Source organism: Pseudorhizobium banfieldiae (genome assembly GCF_000967425.1).
GTDB classification, from domain to species: domain Bacteria; phylum Pseudomonadota; class Alphaproteobacteria; order Rhizobiales; family Rhizobiaceae; genus Neorhizobium; species Neorhizobium banfieldiae.
The window spans coordinates 326,007-344,183 of sequence record NZ_FO082820.1; the positions used below are offsets into that span (position 1 = coordinate 326,007).

Consider the following 18,177-nt stretch of genomic DNA (forward strand, 5'->3'; position numbering starts at 1 on the left):
CTAAAGGTTGAGATGTCTGCCGCGTCTAAGTTCGTTTCATCGCAATACGGAGCTTGGCCCACGGGAACGCCAAATTGCGTCTTGCCGAGAACTTATCTTGCCACCAGATGGCCGCCGCCGATGTCGACGAGTCCCACGCGATTCGGCCCTTCCCCCACCTTCCACACCGGGCTCGGGATCTCGCCGGACAACCGTGCGCTCGGCTGACGCTCGCGGCGAGGATCGGGCACAGGCACTGCGGCGAGGAGCCGCCTGGTGTAGGTGTGCTGCGGATTGCCGAATAGCTGCGCGCGCGTTCCCATCTCGACAATCTGGCCGAGATACATGACGGCGACCCGGTCGGAGATGTTCTCGACTACCGCCATGTCATGGCTGATGAAGAGATAGGTGACACCGCTTTCCTTCTGCAGGTCGCGCAGGAGGTCCAGGACCTTGGCCTGGATCGAGACGTCGAGAGCTGCCACGCTCTCGTCGCAGATGATCAGCTTCGGCTTCAGGGCAAGCGCGCGTGCAATGCAGATGCGCTGCCGCTGGCCGCCGGAGAACTGGTGCGGGTAACGATTGTAAACGGTGCGCGATAGCTCCACGCGCTCAAGCAGTTCGTGCACACGTGCCTTCTGTTCGGCAGGGGTTCCGATGCCGTGGATGACCAGCGGCTCGCGGATCAGTTCGCCGACCGTCATCCGTGCGTCCAGCGCCGCCATCGGGTCCTGGAAAACGATCTGGAGATCGCGAGGGATCGCCTTGCGGCCGGCATTGTTCAGGTCGCCCAGTGCCTTGCCGTTGATTTCGATGCGACCGGAATGCGGAACGAGGCCTACCAGCGCCTTTGCCATGGTCGACTTACCACAACCGGATTCGCCCACCAGGGAAAGCGTTTCGCCGCGGAAGATCTCCAGAGAAACGTGTTCGACAGCATGGACGCGGGCCGCGACACGGCCCAGCAGCCCCTGCCGTATCGGAAAGTTCACCGACACGTCGTCGTAGCGAACGAGCAGCTCGCGCATCTCGGGTTCGGGCCGCGATGCACCTGTGCCGATGCGCGGCACGGCGGCCAGCAGGTCGCGCGTATATTCCTCCTGAGGTGCGTCGAAGAGGTCGACGGTCGACGCCGCCTCCACCATCTTGCCCTTGCGCATGACGATGACACGGTCTGCCATTTCGGCGACCACGCCCATGTCATGGGTGATCAGGATGACGGCGGTGCCGAGGTCCTTCTGCAGGTCGCGCAGGAGGTCGAGCACCTCGCGCTGCACTGTCACGTCCAACGCGGTTGTCGGCTCGTCGGCAATGAGGACGGCCGGCCGCAAAGCGATCGCCATGGCGATCATCACGCGCTGTCGCATGCCCCCCGATAATTCGTGCGGATACTGCTCCAGCCGCTTCTCCGGCTGCGACAGGCGAACGGCCTTCACCGCTTCCAGTGCCCGCGCACGCGCCCGCGAGATCGACAGCGGCTCATGCGCCCGGATAGCCTCGACCAGTTGCCGGCCGATGCTCATGACCGGATTGAGCGCGGTCATCGGCTCCTGGAAGATCATCGCTATGCGCGCGCCGCGCATTGCCTGCATCTTCTTTTCGGGCAGTGTCGTCAGTTCCTCATCGCCAAAGCGGATGGAGCCTCCCGTGACCCGCACGGCGGGTGCCGGTAAAAGCCCCATGCAGGCAAGTGAGGTAATTGACTTGCCCGAGCCGCTTTCCCCCGCGATCGCCAGGGTCTCGCCCCGGTGGAGATCGAAACTCAACCCTTCGACCAACGGCACCAGCCCATGGTCGGAACGGGCAGAGACCTTGAGGTCGCGCACCGACAGGACGACGTCGGTTGCCGTATCGACGACGGGAGAAAGCACGGCTGCGGTCATTCGAAGACGGCCCTCGGGAAGTAGAAGCTCACCACGACGTTCGGCATGTCGACAATCTCGGAAATGCGAAGATCGCCACAGGTCGAGACGAGCATGTACGCATCCACCGGATCCATCTTCTGCGTCGTCGCAAGGAGATCGACCATGTTGGCGACGGCGTCCTTAGCCGCGGTCCACAGATCGGGACCGATGCCGGTCGTGACCTCGTAGCCCTTGGCGTCGAGATGGCGCGTGACCGGGCCAGGCGTCGTGAAGCGCGGTGTCTTCAGCGGCTGGTCCTTGATGAGGTCGAGCGTGAGTACGACGTCGAAGGGGCTCTCGATCGCCGTCCCGCAGACCTCGCCGTCACCCTGGGCGGCATGCGTGTCTCCGACCGAAAATAGCGCGCCGTCGACCTCGACCGGCAGGTAGAGCGTCGTGCCGGCGGCTAGATCGCGGATGTCGAGGTTGCCGCCGACCCGGCGCGGCGGGACGACCGTATGGTGGCCTTTCTCAGCCAGCGCATTGCCGATGGTGCCCGCGAACGGCTTCAGCGGAACGCGACCATTCTTGCCGAACAGCGCGGGTTCCATGCTTGACGCGTCGAACTTCCAGACATTGAGAGCCGGTTCGGTGAACTGGTCAGCGAGCAGGCCGAAGCCTGGAATGTTGGCTGTCCATCCGAAGCCCGCACCGTCGCGAAGCTGTGGCGTAAAGCTCTCGATGGTTACCTTCAGAACATCCCCCGGCTTGGCGCCATCGATATAGATCGGGCCGGAGACCGGGTTGATCTTGGCAAAATCCAGCGCCTTCACGTCCTCGACGGTGGACTGGGGGCCGAGTTGGCCCCCAGAACTGTCAAGGCACTGGAACAGGATCGTCTCGCCTGGTGCAACTGTCAGGGCAGGAGCAAAGGAATTGTCCCAGCCGTAGTGGTGCTGATGGGCGTGGATCGTGTGGTTGCAGTGCTTGCACATTGCCAGCCTTACTCCTTGATGAAGACGTAGTCGTAGTTGACCGGGATCGAAACCGGATCGACATAGAGCGCGTCGTCACCGCCCATGCGAGCGGACTTCAGCGTGAAGCGCTGTTCGTTGAAGACCGGTGCCCAAGGCGCATCTTCCATGACCTTCATGTAGATCTCGGACCACTTGGCCATACGCTCGTCCACCTTTGCCGGATCGACGATGGAGTCTGCATCGGCTGCCAGCTTGTCGAGATCGGCATTGCAGTATTTCGACCAGTTCCAGCCACCTTCGACCGCACCGCCGCAGCCGAGGATCGGACCGTAGAAGTTTGCCGGATCCGGGAAGTCTGCGATCCATGCCATGCCACCCGACCAGATCATCGGCGCGGTGCCTGCGCCACCGGCCTCGATCACGTTAGCCTGGGCCAGCGACTTGATCGACGCATTGATGCCGATTGCCTTCAGGTCCTGCTGGATCGCCTGGGCGATACGCGGGTTCGGGTCGGTGTTCATGACGAAGAGTTCGGTGTCGAAGCCGTCCGCATAGCCAGCGTCCGCAAGCAGCTTTTTCGCCCCTTCCGGATCGTACTTGTAGCCCTCGTAGCCTTCCGTGTAGCCCGGCATGGAGGGCGGCAGCGGCTGAGTTGCCGGAACGGCGCGGCCGTTGATGACCTGGACGATGCGGTCCTTGTTGATCGCCATGTTGACGGCACGCCGCACCTCGACCTTGTCGAAGGGAGCCTGCGTCACGTTCATGGTGATGTAGCCCGTGTGCAACTGGCCGCCTTCGACCACGAGGCTCGCCTGCGCCTCGTCCTTCATGACCTCGACGAACTTTGCGGGCGGAATGCCGTCGCCCGGGATGTCGACTTCGCCGTTCTGCGCCCGCAGAAGGGCGACTACAGGCTCCTGGCCCACTTCAACCGTGAAGCTGTCCAGATAGGGAACGCCCGAGATCCAGTAATCCTCGTTCTTCTCGAATACGAGCCGCTGGCCAAGCGTCCACTCGGTCAGCTTGAACGCGCCGGTGCCAACAGGCTTCTTGCCGAAGTCGGCGCCGGCTTCCTCGACGGCTTCCTTGGGCACGATGAAGGAGAAGTTCAGCGCCATGATGTGAAGGAAGGTTGCGTCGGGACGCGACAGCTTGAAGACGACCGTGGTCGCATCGGGAGCAGAAACGCCCGATACCGTCTCGGCCTTGCCTTCGGCGGCTTCGTCGTAGCCTTCGATCATGGAGAAGAAGCCTTGGCCGGGCGACTGGGTGGCCGGATTGATGACGCGGTTGATGGAATAGACCACGTCGTCGGCGACCAGTTCGCGGCCGTTGTGGAACTTGACGCCCGGACGCAGCTTGAAGGTGTAGGTCAGGCCATCCTCGGAAATGTCGTGGCTTTCAGCGAGGCCGGGGCGAAGGTTGGTGGTGCCGGGCTCATAGTCCATCAGGCCATCGAAGACGGACTTGATCATCGACCAGTTCTGCCAGTCATAGCCGATGGCAGGATCGAGCGTGGCGACGTCGTCCTTGTAGGTCACGATCATGTTTCCGCCGTGGTTGGCCTCCTGGGCTTGCGCCGGGGCAAGTGCAGGCAGCGCCATCAGCGTTGCCAGTGCGGTGGAAAGGATAAGCTTCTTCATAGGCTTCACTCCTGTGGGTTGGCGGTTCAGCGCAGCTTGATGCGCGGATCAATGAGCGGCGAAATCAGGTCGGCGATGAGATTGCCGAGGACAATGCCGCAGGCTGAGACGAGCGTGACGCCCATGATGATCGGGATGTCGACGCGCTGGATGGCCTGCCATGCGAGCTGGCCGATACCTGGCCAGCCGAAGACGCTCTCCACGACGACGATGCCCGACATGAAGATTCCGATGTCGATGCCGATCATCGCTATGATCGGCAGGATGGCGTTGGGCAGCGCATGGCCGAGGATAACCTTGCTGCGGCCGAGGCCCTTGGCGCGTGCCGTGCGGATGAAGTCGGCGCGCAGCACATCCACCATGGAAGACCGCATGATGCGCGAATACCAGCCGGAGCCGAGTATGCCGAGCGTGAGCGCCGGCAGGACGATATGCGAGAAAGTCCCATAGCCGCCGATGGGGAACCAGCCGAGCTTCACGGCAAAGACGAAGAGCAGCAGCAGCGCCACAACGAACTGGGGAGCAGAGACCGTCAGGAAGCTGGTCAGCATCAGACCGTTGTCCAATGCCTTTCCGCGGTTGAGCGCCGCGATAATGCCGAGCGGCAGGCCGATCAGAAGTTCGCAGGTTATGGCGGCCACCAGCAGCAGCAGCGTGGCCGGCAGGCGCGACGCGATAAGCTGCGCCACCTCGGTCTTCTGCAGGTAGGATCGGCCGAAGTCGCCCTGCACGAGGTTGAGGAGGTAATTGCCGTACTGGATGAGGAACGGCTGGTCGAGGCCGAGCTGCTGGCGGATGCTTTCGACGGTCGCGGCCGTTGCCGAACGGCCGGCGATCTGGCGGACGGGGTCCGCCGGCAAGACGTAGAGCAGCACGAAGGTGATGAACGAGACGCCGAGCAGGATTAGCGCGGACTGGATGAGGCGTCTGAGGATATAGGCGGCCATCAGTCACGCCCCTGCTGTGTCGGGTCGAGGATATCGCGCAGTGCGTCCCCCACCAGGTTGAAGGCCAGCGCGAGCAGCAGGATCGCTGCACCCGGGATGAAGACGAGCCAGGGCGCGGATTGGAAGTAGGTCTGGTTTTCGAAGATAATATTGCCCCATGACGGGATCGGCGGCTGAACGCCGATGCCGAGGAAGGAAAGCGTGGCCTCCAGCAGGACGGTCGTGGATATCCCGAGCGTGCCCCACACGATCAGGGTTGGGATGAGATGCGGCAGGATGTGCTTGAACAGGATGCGGCCGTGGCCGGCGCCAAGCGTCTTCTCGGCTGCTATGTAATCCCGTTCGGCGAGCGACGATGTCTGGGTGAAGATCACGCGTGCGGTCTGTACCCAATTCACGAAGGCGATCACCATCGCGACGATCCACAGCGACGGCGAGAAGATGGCGGCAAGGCAGATCGCCAGCAGCAGCGCAGGAAACGCCATCATCAGGTCGGTGAAGCGCATCAGCACCGCGCCGATGAAGCCCCGGAAGTAGCCGGCCGTCACGCCGACGAGCGTGCCGATAAAAAGCGCCGCGCCGTTGGCTACAAGCCCGATGATCAGCGAGGTCTGTGCGCCATAGAGAACACGGGAGAACAGGTCGCGACCGAGGAGATCAGTCCCGAACCAGAACGTCTCGTTTGGCGGTAGCGGCGCACCTTCCAGCGTCAGGCCGTCGAAGAACTGCTCATAGGGATCGTGCGGGGCAAGCCAGTCGGCAAAGAGTGCGCCGCCGACGCAAACGAGCACGATCAGCAATCCCAGGAGCGCAAGCTTGCGGCTCATCAGCCTGCGCAGGATCGAAGGTCCGTCTGCCGGCGCCACCAAGGGTTCAGGCGAGGTCGATGCGTCTGCCATCGTCGGTGCCCCTCTCGTTCGAATGATTGGCCACCAGCCGCTCCGCGGCGGTTTCGATAGTCACGCGCCAGGTCATCGCGGTCTGGCGCAAAAGGTCATAGGCCTCCGCCTCGGTCTTTCCTTGCATCACGAAAATCATCACCGCACGCACGATCGTCTGTCGCGCCGACAGGCGGTTCTGCAGATCGGTGATCAGCGCTTCCGATGCCTTGGCGCGATCGAAATTGCTGCGTGCGACGAGGAGGGCGGCGTAGACGCCCTTGTCGCTCATGGGTTTGAGCAGCTGCGCATGCGCGCCCATCTCCATGGCCCAGCGAAGACGCCCCGGCGCTTCCGACCCGATCAGGGCGATCATCGGCATCGGGGATTGTCCTGGCGACCAGGGGAACTGCTCGTCGTGCCCCATGTCTGCATCATAGAAGATGAAGTCCGCCGCAATTGCCTCGGCGGACAATTCGGGCCAGGCCTCGCGAGCCTCCAGGCCGATGACACCGAGCTGCCGGATCAGGCCCTGCACCGACGGGTGGGGCCGGTGCAGGATCCAGGCTGTCGCTCCGCCAAGGTTCTCGGTCCTGATGCGCGTCATGGCACCACTTTCAGCCAGGGGCCGCCCTGGAGGGAATGCGAGCGGGCGGTGAGATAGGGATCTGCGCGCAGTGTCGGCAGGCGCTTGATCTCGCGAAAGCGGCCGTTCTCCAGCCGCGCGATGATGGTTGGCTGGCGCGCGTGATGATGTTCAGGATCAAGTCTCGGCTTATGGCCGGAGCTGATCGCGGAGCGCAGAAGTTCCGGCAGTGGAAGCACTTCTGCGCGAGGGCGGCCGTGCAACAAGCTGGCCAGTTCGTGCACGGACTGACGGGCCATCTCGTGGAATGATCCGCCGGAGCCGCCGTTTGGCTCGAACCACGGCCCTGCCGACACCAGTCCTTCGGCCGCTTCACCTGCGGATGTGATCTCGCATTCGGTGAAGTTGCAGGAGAGGACCGTGGGGCCCTTGTCGAATTCCGCTTCCTGCTTCAGCTCCGCCAGTCGCGCAAGGAAGGCGTAGGAACTGTCTCCCACCAGCGAGTTCAGGATGAAGTCCGGCTTCAGGACCCGTATTTCCTGGATGATGTGATCAAGGTCGGTGTCGCCCACGGGCAGATAGCGATCGCCCAGCACCTCGCCAGCTGCCGCCATAACCCGTTCGCGGGCAATTCGGGCCATTTCCCAGCCCCAGATGTAATTGGAGCCGACGAGGTAGGCCCGCTTGCCGAGCGACGGCAGCGCCCACTCCAGAAGCGGCAGCAGATGCTGGTTCGGGCAGGCATGCATATAGGCAACGTGTTCGGACGCCTCGAAACCCTCGTAGGGCACCGGATACCAGAGGACCCCATCAAAGCGCTCGAGCTCGGGAATAACCTCCTTGCGGCTCGCCGAGGTGATGCAGCCGAAGATGTGCCGGGCCCCGGACTCCCTCAGGATTTCCCGGCAGAGCGGCGCATAGCGGTCGAGCCGCCCTTCGGGATCCCGCTCGACGACGCGAAAGGAGACATCGAGCCGGGGATCGGCATTCACCTCGTCGACGCCCCTCAGCACCCCCGCACGGCTCGCGCCCGCAAGCGCCGCATACATGCCGCTGCCGGAGAGAAGAAGGCCTATGTCTACGACTCGCTTCATCAAAGCCCCAATACAAAAAGCCCCGGGCGATGCGCGCCGGAAGCGCGATCGATACGGGGCTCGAATGCCGATTATTTAATATCAGTCTAGCGCTGCGGATTCCAGATTGGAAGCTTAATTGCGAAATCGGTCGCTGAATTTGCACAATAGCATCTCGTGGAGGCTCCCCTGCGCAACAAATGGGCAGTTGCCCTTTTTCTGTGATCCGCATGGGCTGAGGAGGCCTTCGCGAGGCGCAGCAGTCATGTGCTGACGCCACAGAGCAAGGCGCGAAGCATGACCCGGCACCTACAGTTCCGGGCATCAGGTCGCGAATGACCCAAAACGGGATCCAGCGAGACTGGAAAATCAAGGAAAAGTAAGGGCTTTTTAGAGAGATTGGCTGGGGAACCTGGACCCTACACTATCCAGATTGCGCAGCCGTAAACTCAACGAAATCAATGCCTCACTACTGAAATTGCTCTAAGAAATGTAGCAATTCATTGTAGCACAGTTCGGGGCCGTTCCCTAAAGGCAGTCATCGGAAAACCTCGAGAACGCGACCTCTGCGCCCTCGCCGGTTTTCGGCGAAAGGAACTCGTAACTGCGATTAGGCGTGGTGATTGTCCAATCCCTGGCGACCTCTTCACCGAGAGCCTGTGTCCCGTCGAGCACGATCACTTTGGCGTGCATGGCGAAGAAATCGGCGAAATCCCTTTCTTCCATGGTTTTGGAGGCGACAACGCGAGTTTCGCTTTCCTTTGTTTTGATTGTGACAGGTCCCGAGTAATCTCTAGTAAGGATAGTCATTGTTGGAGATTTGTAATCACAACTGAATGCCAGGCATGCGTTGGAGGACCCATTTAGTTCGGGTTCGAATTCCCAGTCCAGGTTATCGCAGGAGTATAGCACTCTGCTCTCGGCAACGTAGTGCCAATAATCCTGAGGGCGACTTTGAGCGCTCGATTGGATAGCTGACAGCGTTAACACGAGGGCTGCAATTCGGTATCTGCGGTGTTTCATTGGCGCTCTCCATCCTTGGGGTATTCTTCTGTTCTGCGGTTGACATCAAGTGTCTTAGAAGATTCGCCTAAGGCGTAGCTTCTGAAAAGGTCAAGGCCCAACCAGGAGCCAGCGGCTTGCCGGAATGCCCTTGACGAAAGCCCGCCCGGTTAACGACGTACCGTCGGCCAAACGGGCGTCAATGCGATATTCGATCAGGAAGTCTCCCTCGAAATAGACGTCATAGGCTTCTACCAAACGCGCCTGGCCTGCGGGAACAGGACCAAGGCGTTTGTTTCCAAGCGTCGTTTCGGTCAGTTCGCCGCCGAGGAAGGTTGAACCACGGCTAGTTACGCTGGCGGCGACAAAGTCGCTTCCGCTGCTATTGGCGAGGTAGAGCGGGATGTTGCCGTGGACCCATTGCTTGCCGAAATGCAGGGCAACCGGGAAAGGACAGGCGGAAAGCGCGATCAGGTCCGGCCATTCATAGGCTTTGCGATAGCCCACCTCATAGGAAACATAGGTGAAATCCGGCTGGAATTCCTCGCCATCTCCGATGGCGTCTGTGGTGCCGATGAAGAGAAGCGCCTTGTGCTGGCGACATAATTCCAGAGCCTTCGCCAATTGCGGGCGCTCCGTCGAACCTACCGTTTCCTGCTCCATGAACTCGGCCAGAACATTGTCGGAAATGTTTGCTTTCTGGATTCCGTCCCGCTGCTTTGCCAGAAGAGTGTCTGCCTCCGGTCCCTGCGGCCCGGCGCGAAGGTAGAACACGACGGGCGTTCTTCCTGACGCGGTCTCGCGAAGTTGGTCGGCCAGTTTCGGGGCTGGCAGGGTAATGACCTCGACCCCATCCTGCGAAGCGGGGGAAAACTCCTGTCCGGCGACGGCTTCGCTCGTGGTGACCAGAAGTACGGCCCGTTCATGAATTGCCGCTTTGCGGGCAGCGCCATAGGCAGGGCGTCGGGGTGAACCAATCTCGATCTCGGTGAACGTTGCCGCGACGACGCCGCGCCGGGCTGCCAGCCAAGGGTTGACGGCTTCGATCTGTGACAGGATTTCCGGGGGAAACGTGTCCGCTTGGCCGGTGTCGAACGCACTGAACAGGGGAGCGGGAATTCCGTTCTCGTCTTCGGCCCAATGCGTCGTCACGGGATAATCTTTGGCGGCAGTTCCGCCGTTCTGCCGAAAATAGACGATGACGTTCATGGGGCCCGCTTCGTGATTTCTCATGATGCGGCCCCCTTGGGTGGCGAACCGCCCTCTATATTCAGTTCAGCCACTTACAAATTGCGGCTTTCCGCGAAGAAATCACTCCTGTTACCGGGATTGCCACAGACTGGCGCGTCGGTTGCCGATGGCGCGAACCCGCCCGCCAAGCTGGATTTCCAGCTTTTCAAGGTGCTTTTTTCACGCGGATTGTCACGCTGGGCCTTGGCGAAGCCGAAAATGAGAAGGTGTAGTTTGGTGTCGATGACGGGGCGAGTGCCGTTCCCCGCAATCTGGCGAATGGCCTGATGAACCGCGGGCGCATCACCGCCGCGAACCAGCTTCTTCATCGCATTGATGCGAACGAGGGCGCTGGCGACCTCGACATAGCCTTCCTTCAATGCGTTGGCGTACCGCGTCAACGCTCTCTCGTAGTCCTTGATCTGGCCGATGACGGTAGGCAAGCCATCTCCGTTGGCTCGTAATGCGATATTGGTGAAGTGCTTGGCCTCGCAGAAAACGACCTCCGGCCCGGTCTTAGTGTTCCGGATGACGGCTGCGTCAAGTCGGTCCTGCTGCTGCGTGGCCGCTTTTTTTGTCCCCGTCCGGGTCAGCGCGATCTCCACGTCGATAATTGTCGGATCGCCCACAAGGAGCGGATGAAGCCCAGACTTTTCAGCCCCGGCGAAGGGCGTTGCCGCTGCCCGTCGATCAGCGGCACATAAGGGTGGGAGCGATGAAGAGGTGTACCTGTTCCTTTGTGCCTACGATGCTGCAGTGAGGTAGATTAACGCCCAGGTTGTAGTTATGTTCTGTCTCGGTGGGAGAGGAAACTTGATGGCACCCCAACTTGAAACACACGACGACATTGAGCGCGGCTTCCAGGACATCCCCGGCAACAAGAAAACGGAAGCGGAACAGACAGCGTTTCTCATGGATTTGGGGTGGCACAAGGGCTCAAATTGGGATGACCTTCTAAAATCGAAACGCATCCTCATCATCTCCGAAGCTGGTGCTGGCAAAACCTATGAGTGCCGAGCGCAGCAGCGGGCCCTGTGGGCATCAGGTGAGCCTGCTTTTTATGTTGAGTTGGCCGACCTTGCACGTAGCAATCTGCGAGATCTTCTCTCGCATGAAGAGGAAGTCCGCTTCAACGCCTGGCATGCTTCGCAATCTGACGTCGCAACGTTTTTTCTTGATTCCATCGATGAATTGAAACTCAGCCTCGGTTCCTTCGAGCAGGCGCTGAAACGCTTGGCGAAGGCTGTTGAGGGACAGCTCGGGCGGATCCGGGTGGTTATCACATCTCGCCCTGTTCCCATCGACGAACAGTTATTCCGACAGCTCTTGCCAGTGCCCGATGAGTCTGAGGAGGCTCCGACCGAGAAGGATTTCGCCGATATCGCCATGGCGCGTCGAGCACAGAAGTCGTCCGAAGAGAGGCTTGAGCGAGATTGGCGGAATGTTGCATTGCTGCCCCTGTCCAATGCCCAGATTGTACAGATGGCACTCAAAGAAGGCGTAGATGAACCTGATGCCCTGCTCGCCGATATCCGGCAGCGAAATGCCGAGGAATTCGTGCGCCGCCCGCAAGACCTGATTGAGCTATGTGCCGATTGGCGAGTTCATCGCCGCATTCGTTCACATCTTGATCAAGTGGCGAGCAACATCGCCGTGAAATTGAAGCCAAGGAGTGATCGGAAGGAGCGAGCGGCTTTGTCTGCGGACAGGGCATTGCAAGGTGCCTGCCGATTGGCTCTAGCTGCCACTCTCAGTCGAAAGCTGACCTTGCGCCATAGTGCCGAAGCTGACCGCGAAGGCGATCCGGCAGAAGCGCCGCTTGATCCTGAGCTGATTTTACATGATTGGACCTCAGACGAACGCACGACGCTTCTGGAGCGCCCACTTTTTGGCTTTGCGTCCTATGGCCGTGTGCGCTTCCACCACCGCTCGGTGATAGAGTATCTCGCTTCTGAGCATCTTCTCGCGCTAAGGGAGCGAGGGGTGTCTTCCCGATCGATCAAGCGCATCCTTTTTACGACCACTGCACAAGGTGGCACTGTGCTTAAGCCATCGCTCCGGCCTGTCTCCGCTTGGATGGCGCTACGAGATGATGCGATTTTCGAAGAAGTGCTAAAGCGAGAACCAGACGTTCTGTTGAATTTCGGCGACCCTGAGACGCTTTCTCCTTTGAAGCGCCAGCGCGCCCTCCGCGCCTATGTCGAGCGCCACGGTAAGGGCGGTTGGCGAGGACTGCGCGTGCCGGCTATACAGCTTCATCGCTTCGCAGACGCCTCCCTAGATTCTGAGGTCAAGCGGCTTTGGAACCTCGGGGTCGAAAATCCGGAGATCCGCGAAGTGCTACTGGACCTGATCGGTCTGGGGAAGATGAACGAATGTGCCGACATTGCCCATAGCGTCGCAATGGATGGTACTGCGCCTGATAACGAGCGGATCGATGCATTGGAGGCGCTGATAAGTTTGCCTGATCCGCGTCTTACCAAAGTCGGCGATAGCTTGGTCAGCGACCCGTCACTTTGGTCCGACCGCCTAGCACGCGCTGCGCTCATGCGCCTGTTTCCCGCCCATCTCTCTATAGAACAACTCGGCGAGGTACTTGCGCGGATTTCGGAGAAAAAACGTTCTGTAGGTGATATCTCGTGGCAGTTCCCGCGCCTTATCGAGCATGTGAGCCTACCGCCATATGAACTCGGCGCCCTGCGTGAAAGAGTGACCGAACTGGCACTTGAAGGCGTCGTCTGGGACCAAAAGAAATGGCCAAATCTCGCCAGCAAACGGCAGTATCTCTTGCCGGCACTAGCCTCAATCTGTCTGCGTCAGCTACGGAACGATGTCACGACACCGGAGCTATTCAGATCCATCGCGGTTGCATTACGACTCGCAGAACGTGAGTATGATCACACTGAGCCCGCTAAGCAGTTAGCAGCCGCAATTGCCTCTGCCCCGCCGGCCATCCGGCGCTCCATTTTCGAGGCAGACGACAAGCTTCTGCAAGCTTATGATTCAAGAAGTGATCCTTTCGACCGGTATGCCCGCTTGGCGCTTTATGGTGCAGTTGTCGTTCTAGGTGCTGCAGATGCGGAGTGGGTCCTCGAAGCCCTCGCGGACCGCACTCGCTCTGCCGACGATCGCGCGATGATGCTTGAGGCGGCTATCGGTACCCGCAACGACAACGTTGAATGGGCCGACCATCTTTCAGCTCTGAAGCTTCACGTTTCGGATCGTCCGGAGCTAATTGAGCGTCTTGAGAAACTTTCTAACCCGAGCCTCGCAAGCCAAAAAAATAGACGGTGGGAACGCGAGCAGGCTAAGCGGCGGGAGCATGACGAGCGCCGAGATATGAAAGCCCATGCCAGTTGGGTGATGTTTTGGAGAGAGATCGTCAATAATCCTGACGAGGTCTTCGCGTCCGATCGTTCCGATAACACCGCCTGGGGTCTCTGGCGGGCAATGGAACAGAGCGGCAATGAAAGTCGAGCCTCTGGGTGGAACCGACGGTTCATCGAAAGGCATTTCAACAAGACAGTGGCTGACCGGCTGCGCCTTGCTGTGATGGCATTCTGGCGTAAGGATCGCCCAACATTACGGAGCGAACGGCCGGAGCAAGAGAAGGATACCTTTCTGATTCGATGGCAGCTGGGTTTGGCGGGAATTACCGCAGAAGCCGAAGATCCTAATTGGGCCGAAAACCTTAGTCAGGATGACGCCGAGTTGGCGCTAAGATACGTGCCCATTGAGCTAAACGGTTTTCCAACTTGGCTCGAAGGTTTCGCCGCTGTGCATCCGGCGGCCGTCGATGCCGTACTTGGAACGGAGTTGACGATCGAGCTTAGCGATCCGGCTACCGCCCATTCCGGTATGTTGCAAGGTATCCGGCATGCGCCTTTGTCCGTCGCACAACTGTTCGTGCCGCGTCTGCTTGCTTGGCTGGATCAAGGGGAATGGCGCGTAGGGCAAGCAGCTTCCGAGTCGGTTCGTGCGAACCGGCTTGAGCAAGTGCTAAGAATTCTGGTTCAGCATGGCGACGCTGATATCATTGCTCACATCCATGCACTTGCGAAGGGCGAAATAGCAAGTGGTGCGCATGATAGCGTGGACGGTATCTGGTTGCCGGTTCTTATGCGTCTAAGCCCGGCAGACGGGATCGATGCGCTTGCTAAAATCATCGAGGCTCAGTCGCCGGCGAAGTTCGGCCCAGCAATAGAGTGGTTCGGATCACTCTTTGGCAATCCACATGGTGATCGTGAGACCTATCTGTCCGCATCCACCTTCACCCCAGAATTGCTACTACGGCTCGCACGTCTTGCTTATCAGTATGTCCGCCCGTCTGACGATCTAAAACGAGAAGGCAGTTTCACGCCCAATGCGCGTGATCACGCGGAACGCGGCCGAAGTAATATTGTCAACGCGCTCTTGTCGACGACAGGGCCTGACAGCTGGGCAATGAAACTCCGATTGGCTAACGATCCACTCTTCGCCGGCTTCAAGGAGCGGGCACTAGCAATGGCCCGCGAGCGTGCTGCAGAGGAGGCGGATGCCGCTGCCTTCACCGAGACCGACATAGTGGCACTGGACCGTTATGGCGAACTGCCGCCACTGACGCGCGACGAAATGTTTATCCTGATGGTCGATCGGCTGGACGACATCGACGATACTCTGTTGCGCGACGATTCTCCCCGAGCAGCTTGGGCGCTCATCAAAGATGAGAAAATCATGCGCCAGCAGATCGCTCGCGAACTGCGCTCTGGTGCCAAAGGTGCCTACACAGTTGACCAGGAAGCGGTGACGGCGGACGAAAAAGAAACCGATATCCGCTTGCGCTCTACTGGCTCGGAACATGAGGCTATCATCGAACTGAAGATCGGCGAAAAAGGCCGCTCAGCAGCCGACCTCAAGGCAACGATAAAAGGCCAGCTTGTTGCGAAGTACATGGCGGCGGAGAACAGCCGTGCCGGCTGTTTGCTCATCACCGTGAATTCCGCTCGAACCTGGCAGCACCCCGATAATGGTACGGCACTGAGTTTGGCTGGTCTTGTTGACATGTTGAATGCCGAGGCTGTTCGGATCGAGGAGGAAATGGGCGGCAGCCTGCGATTGCTTGTGCGAGGCCTGGATCTCCAGCCGCGCTTGTCGACGGAACGTGCAAAGTCACGGAACCGTCAATGTAAGGATGCTTCAAAAGAGCCGCAAGAAGCGCTTGCTAAGTGAAGGAAGTAGCCGAACTGCGATTGCAGCCCCCGTCCCAGCTGCTTTCGCAAGGGAGCCAGAAATGATGGAAATCAAGGAATATTGGAAGCGGAAGCCTCCTATTTTGCAACCGCGGAAGCCATATCGTAAGCCTATACAATGACTTACGATATGGAACATGTACTGCGCGGTAGAGGGGCCTAAGCGGCGGATCCCATCTCCCCGGCCGGCGTAACTGCCGGTCTTGCGAAACCATCATCATCGCAACCGGAGGCGTCTTCCAGATTTAGTTCGCCGTCGATCAGCCACCAGTCGCAATAGCGGCGATGAAGCGCCCGCGCATGGCCCGTCGTGCCGACATCCGCGAGGATTTCGATGAACCTTTCGAGCGTCACGGCCATGAACGGCAATCTGCCTTCCTGCGGTGATGCGAGGTGCCGGACGAAGCTGGTCGCGGCGTGCTGCGCAGGTGTGTTGAGGGCGGGAGCGATGAAGAGGTGCAGGCCCTCGTCATGCAGCCCGGTTTCGATCATCGTATGGGCGAGGCACATCTGCCGGAAAAGCTGCTGTACCGGATTTGTCCGGAGGGTGGGGCTCGTGGCGTCGATGAAGAGGCCGGAGCCGGGAGCGATGTCGTCATAACGACCGGAGAAGCGCGGCAGGGCCTCTTGCCCGCTCTCGCTGTATTTCACTTCGATGGCGATGAAGCGCCGCTGCCCGGTCGGGCCAAATCCCCGAACGAGAATATCGAAGGCCGTGCCGTCGCCGCTGAAACGAAGATCGCCACGACCGGGCGAGTGCTCGAACAGGATTTCGCTGATTTCCGTCATGAAGCCCGGCGCGAGTGCGTCGAAGACGGCGGTCGCCGTGGCGAGGTCGAGTTTCAGGGGGCCGAAGAGATTGAAGACCAGCGGCTGGGACGAAAGTAGGTTGGTCAGGAGGCGAACGTCGTCATAGGCCGCGCCTGCCTCGCGATAGATCATTTCGCGTTTGGCGAGCCGGGCGATAGCGGGATGAATGAAGTTCGCCCCGGTCATGCCTGCCGAGACGGCGATGGAGGAGCCGAGGCGGCGGGTTTTGCCTTCCCTGCCGGGATGAACACCGATGGGCAGGTTGCGATCTTCGCGCCAGAGGGCTTGCAGAAGTCGGGCGGCGGCGCGGAAGCGATTATCGGTCGAAATGAAGGCCCGGTGCTGGCGCAGGATCGTTTCCGGGACGATGGGCAAAGCAGGGACGGAGCCCAGCCCGGAAGGGTCGAGGGTGGAGCCCGGCGAGGTGCGGGCGTCGGCGATGGGGGAATGTGCTGTCGATGTCATCCAAGTGTTCCGGTTGGCGACCACCGAAGTGCGGTCCCGGAGAGCTTCCCGGATGAGTGGGAGAAGTTAACAGAGCGGGAGGGGCGAAGTGAAGAGGCTGTGAGTGCGGATTGAAGAGAGAAGGGAAAGGGGGAAGAGGGAGGGGGGAAGAGGGAAGGGGGAAGGGGAAGAGGGAAGAGGGAAGAGGGAAGAGGGAAGAGGAGTGCAGGAGCGCACTCCGGGAGTTCTATCCCTATTTCCGGAGGGGGTTATAAGTGAATATCGCTGGCCGAACAGCATGTTCACAGGGGATCGAACGGCATCTGGCATAGCGTTTCAATTTGCGAGGGGGTGCGTAGGAGATTCGTCCCGGTAGCCGGAAGTCCGGAAATCTCTCCTGGAACGTCGGTCTTTTGAGGTGGTGCGCCCCGGCAACAGTGTCACATTCTTGGCTGCACTCGTGCATGAAATGCCGCCTGAAAACTATATCTGCAAGCAATCGCTTGCAGCGAAAACGCCCCAAGTGTGATTGCGATCAACATGGAGATATATGTCCGATGGCATATCAAGATCGCTTGCAGGACTTCCCATCAGTTTCAAGTGCAGATTATGGCTCCGTTGTCGAGGTGGACTTCGATTCCTTCGAGCCGGGTTTCGCGATGGAACTCTATTGCAGCATGCCGGTCGCGACGGGGAAGCATGCCCGGCATCGTTGGACGTTGCTCGTGGACGAGCCGCGACGGCTCTACAACGCCATGTCCTTTCTGACTTGGCAGACCGGCCTTTATTTCAATGTGCATGTGACGCTAACCGCGTCCAGCCTCGGTTTTGCCGATTGCAAGGAGTTCCTGACACTTATGCCGCATTGGCATAAGGAATTGAACCGATGCCTCTTCGATGGTTCTCGCAAGGCAGCCCGGCCAGACCGGCAAGGCGGGCGAGCACACCGCGTCAGCCGCTGTGATTTGGTGAGGGTAGACCATCCGCATTATTGGATGGGGGTAGTGGAGTATGCCCGCGATCACGGGGTCCACATGCATGTCCTCTGCGTTGTCCCGAAATATGCGGTGAAGGCATTTGAGGAGAAGACCTGGTCATGGTGGCGATTGAAGTCGCCCGGTATCGCTCAAGCGAATGGAATTGCATTCCGAACGAGGCATCCTTCGAGTGCCGAACGACGCTATGATCGGCAGGTCGAACTGTTCCGGTACATTATCAAAACTACAGGCGAAAACGTAGTTATGCGTGGTCAGAAAGACCCGATATATACGGCACGTGAGATTTTTAAGCCCTATCCCAATGACTGCACCCCAGTAAGAATCGAAGCCGGTCAACTCTGCGGGATCACGCATCGTCTCAACGAAGCTGAGCAGAAACGTGCCGGCTTTGTGTCCCGGTATGACGATGGCCGTTTCGAGGAAATCTATAGCGGTTGGGAGGTCGGAGAGTGCGAGCGGCGGGAGGCGCGGAAGCGACGAGACATGCTGCTGGAAACGCTCCAGATCTGATTTTGGAACGTCACGGCAAGAAGAGTGA

13 protein-coding genes are annotated in these 18,177 nt (G+C 59.7%); 2 read left to right on the top strand and 11 right to left on the bottom strand.

The window, feature by feature from the left end; genetic code table 11:
• Positions 1-92 precede the first annotated feature (92 nt).
• The 10 genes from NT26_RS01555 to NT26_RS01600 all read right to left on the bottom strand — a co-directional run bounded on the left by NT26_RS01555 (position 93) and on the right by NT26_RS01600 (position 10,764).
• Positions 93-1,862 (bottom strand): ABC transporter ATP-binding protein, encoded by a 1,770-nt coding sequence (locus NT26_RS01555; RefSeq protein WP_052637046.1) that lies wholly within the window; start codon positions 1,860-1,862, stop codon positions 93-95.
• Positions 1,859-2,818, bottom strand: coding sequence for an acetamidase/formamidase family protein (locus NT26_RS01560; protein ID WP_052637047.1), 960 nt, complete (start codon positions 2,816-2,818; stop codon positions 1,859-1,861). Before NT26_RS01560 ends, NT26_RS01555 begins: the two co-directional genes overlap by 4 nt.
• Positions 2,819-2,826: 8 nt before the next feature.
• On the bottom strand, positions 2,827-4,443 hold the full coding sequence (locus tag NT26_RS01565) for an ABC transporter substrate-binding protein (RefSeq protein ID WP_052637048.1): 1,617 nt from the start codon (positions 4,441-4,443) through the stop codon (positions 2,827-2,829).
• A gap of 26 nt (positions 4,444-4,469) precedes the next feature.
• On the bottom strand, positions 4,470-5,390 hold the full coding sequence (locus NT26_RS01570) for an ABC transporter permease (protein ID WP_052637049.1): 921 nt from the start codon (positions 5,388-5,390) through the stop codon (positions 4,470-4,472).
• On the bottom strand, positions 5,390-6,289 hold the full coding sequence (locus NT26_RS01575; protein WP_052637050.1) for an ABC transporter permease: 900 nt from the start codon (positions 6,287-6,289) through the stop codon (positions 5,390-5,392). Before NT26_RS01575 ends, NT26_RS01570 begins: the two co-directional genes overlap by 1 nt.
• Positions 6,264-6,875, bottom strand: a complete 612-nt coding sequence (locus tag NT26_RS01580) for an ANTAR domain-containing response regulator (protein WP_052637051.1) — start codon at positions 6,873-6,875, stop codon at positions 6,264-6,266. The genes NT26_RS01575 and NT26_RS01580 overlap by 26 nt, the downstream gene beginning before the upstream one ends.
• Positions 6,872-7,948: a transporter substrate-binding protein gene (locus NT26_RS01585; protein WP_052637052.1), complete on the bottom strand. Its 1,077-nt coding sequence runs from the start codon at positions 7,946-7,948 to the stop codon at positions 6,872-6,874. The genes NT26_RS01580 and NT26_RS01585 overlap by 4 nt, the downstream gene beginning before the upstream one ends.
• 507 nt (positions 7,949-8,455) lie before the next feature.
• A complete protein-coding gene (locus tag NT26_RS22610; RefSeq protein ID WP_152338554.1) occupies positions 8,456-8,950 on the bottom strand; it encodes a hypothetical protein in 495 nt (164 codons plus the stop codon).
• Positions 8,951-9,040: 90 nt separating this feature from the next.
• Positions 9,041-10,162 (bottom strand): hypothetical protein, encoded by a 1,122-nt coding sequence (locus NT26_RS01595; RefSeq protein WP_152338555.1) that lies wholly within the window; start codon positions 10,160-10,162, stop codon positions 9,041-9,043.
• 50 nt (positions 10,163-10,212) lie between these two features.
• Positions 10,213-10,764 (bottom strand): hypothetical protein, encoded by a 552-nt coding sequence (locus NT26_RS01600; RefSeq protein WP_152338556.1) that lies wholly within the window; start codon positions 10,762-10,764, stop codon positions 10,213-10,215.
• A gap of 211 nt (positions 10,765-10,975) precedes the next feature.
• Between NT26_RS01600 and NT26_RS01605 the strand changes: the two genes are divergently transcribed.
• A complete protein-coding gene (locus NT26_RS01605; protein WP_052637056.1) occupies positions 10,976-15,367 on the top strand; it encodes an NACHT domain-containing protein in 4,392 nt (1,463 codons plus the stop codon).
• 179 nt (positions 15,368-15,546) lie between these two features.
• Here the strand turns inward: NT26_RS01605 and NT26_RS01610 are convergent, their stop codons facing one another.
• The gene (locus tag NT26_RS01610; RefSeq protein WP_052637057.1) at positions 15,547-16,662 is read right to left on the bottom strand and encodes a PGN_0703 family putative restriction endonuclease; all 1,116 of its coding nucleotides are present in this window, start codon (positions 16,660-16,662) and stop codon (positions 15,547-15,549) included.
• 536 nt (positions 16,663-17,198) lie between these two features.
• Between NT26_RS01610 and NT26_RS01615 the strand changes: the two genes are divergently transcribed.
• On the top strand, positions 17,199-18,149 hold the full coding sequence (locus NT26_RS01615) for a hypothetical protein (protein WP_052637058.1): 951 nt from the start codon (positions 17,199-17,201) through the stop codon (positions 18,147-18,149).
• Positions 18,150-18,177: the final 28 nt, after the last annotated feature.

Bases quoted from the DNA above. Each gene is read 5' to 3' on its own strand.
- NT26_RS01555 (WP_052637046.1), bottom strand. From the start codon at position 1,862: ATGACCGCAGCCGTGCTTTCTCCCGTCGTCGATACGGCAACCGACGTC.
- NT26_RS01560 (WP_052637047.1), bottom strand. From the start codon at position 2,818: ATGTGCAAGCACTGCAACCACACGATCCACGCCCATCAGCACCACTAC.
- NT26_RS01565 (WP_052637048.1), bottom strand. From the start codon at position 4,443: ATGAAGAAGCTTATCCTTTCCACCGCACTGGCAACGCTGATGGCGCTG.
- NT26_RS01570 (WP_052637049.1), bottom strand. From the start codon at position 5,390: ATGGCCGCCTATATCCTCAGACGCCTCATCCAGTCCGCGCTAATCCTG.
- NT26_RS01575 (WP_052637050.1), bottom strand. From the start codon at position 6,289: ATGGCAGACGCATCGACCTCGCCTGAACCCTTGGTGGCGCCGGCAGAC.
- NT26_RS01580 (WP_052637051.1), bottom strand. From the start codon at position 6,875: ATGACGCGCATCAGGACCGAGAACCTTGGCGGAGCGACAGCCTGGATC.
- NT26_RS01585 (WP_052637052.1), bottom strand. From the start codon at position 7,948: ATGAAGCGAGTCGTAGACATAGGCCTTCTTCTCTCCGGCAGCGGCATG.
- NT26_RS22610 (WP_152338554.1), bottom strand. From the start codon at position 8,950: ATGAAACACCGCAGATACCGAATTGCAGCCCTCGTGTTAACGCTGTCA.
- NT26_RS01595 (WP_152338555.1), bottom strand. From the start codon at position 10,162: ATGAGAAATCACGAAGCGGGCCCCATGAACGTCATCGTCTATTTTCGG.
- NT26_RS01605 (WP_052637056.1), top strand. From the start codon at position 10,976: ATGGCACCCCAACTTGAAACACACGACGACATTGAGCGCGGCTTCCAG.
- NT26_RS01610 (WP_052637057.1), bottom strand. From the start codon at position 16,662: ATGACATCGACAGCACATTCCCCCATCGCCGACGCCCGCACCTCGCCG.
- NT26_RS01615 (WP_052637058.1), top strand. From the start codon at position 17,199: ATGGCATATCAAGATCGCTTGCAGGACTTCCCATCAGTTTCAAGTGCA.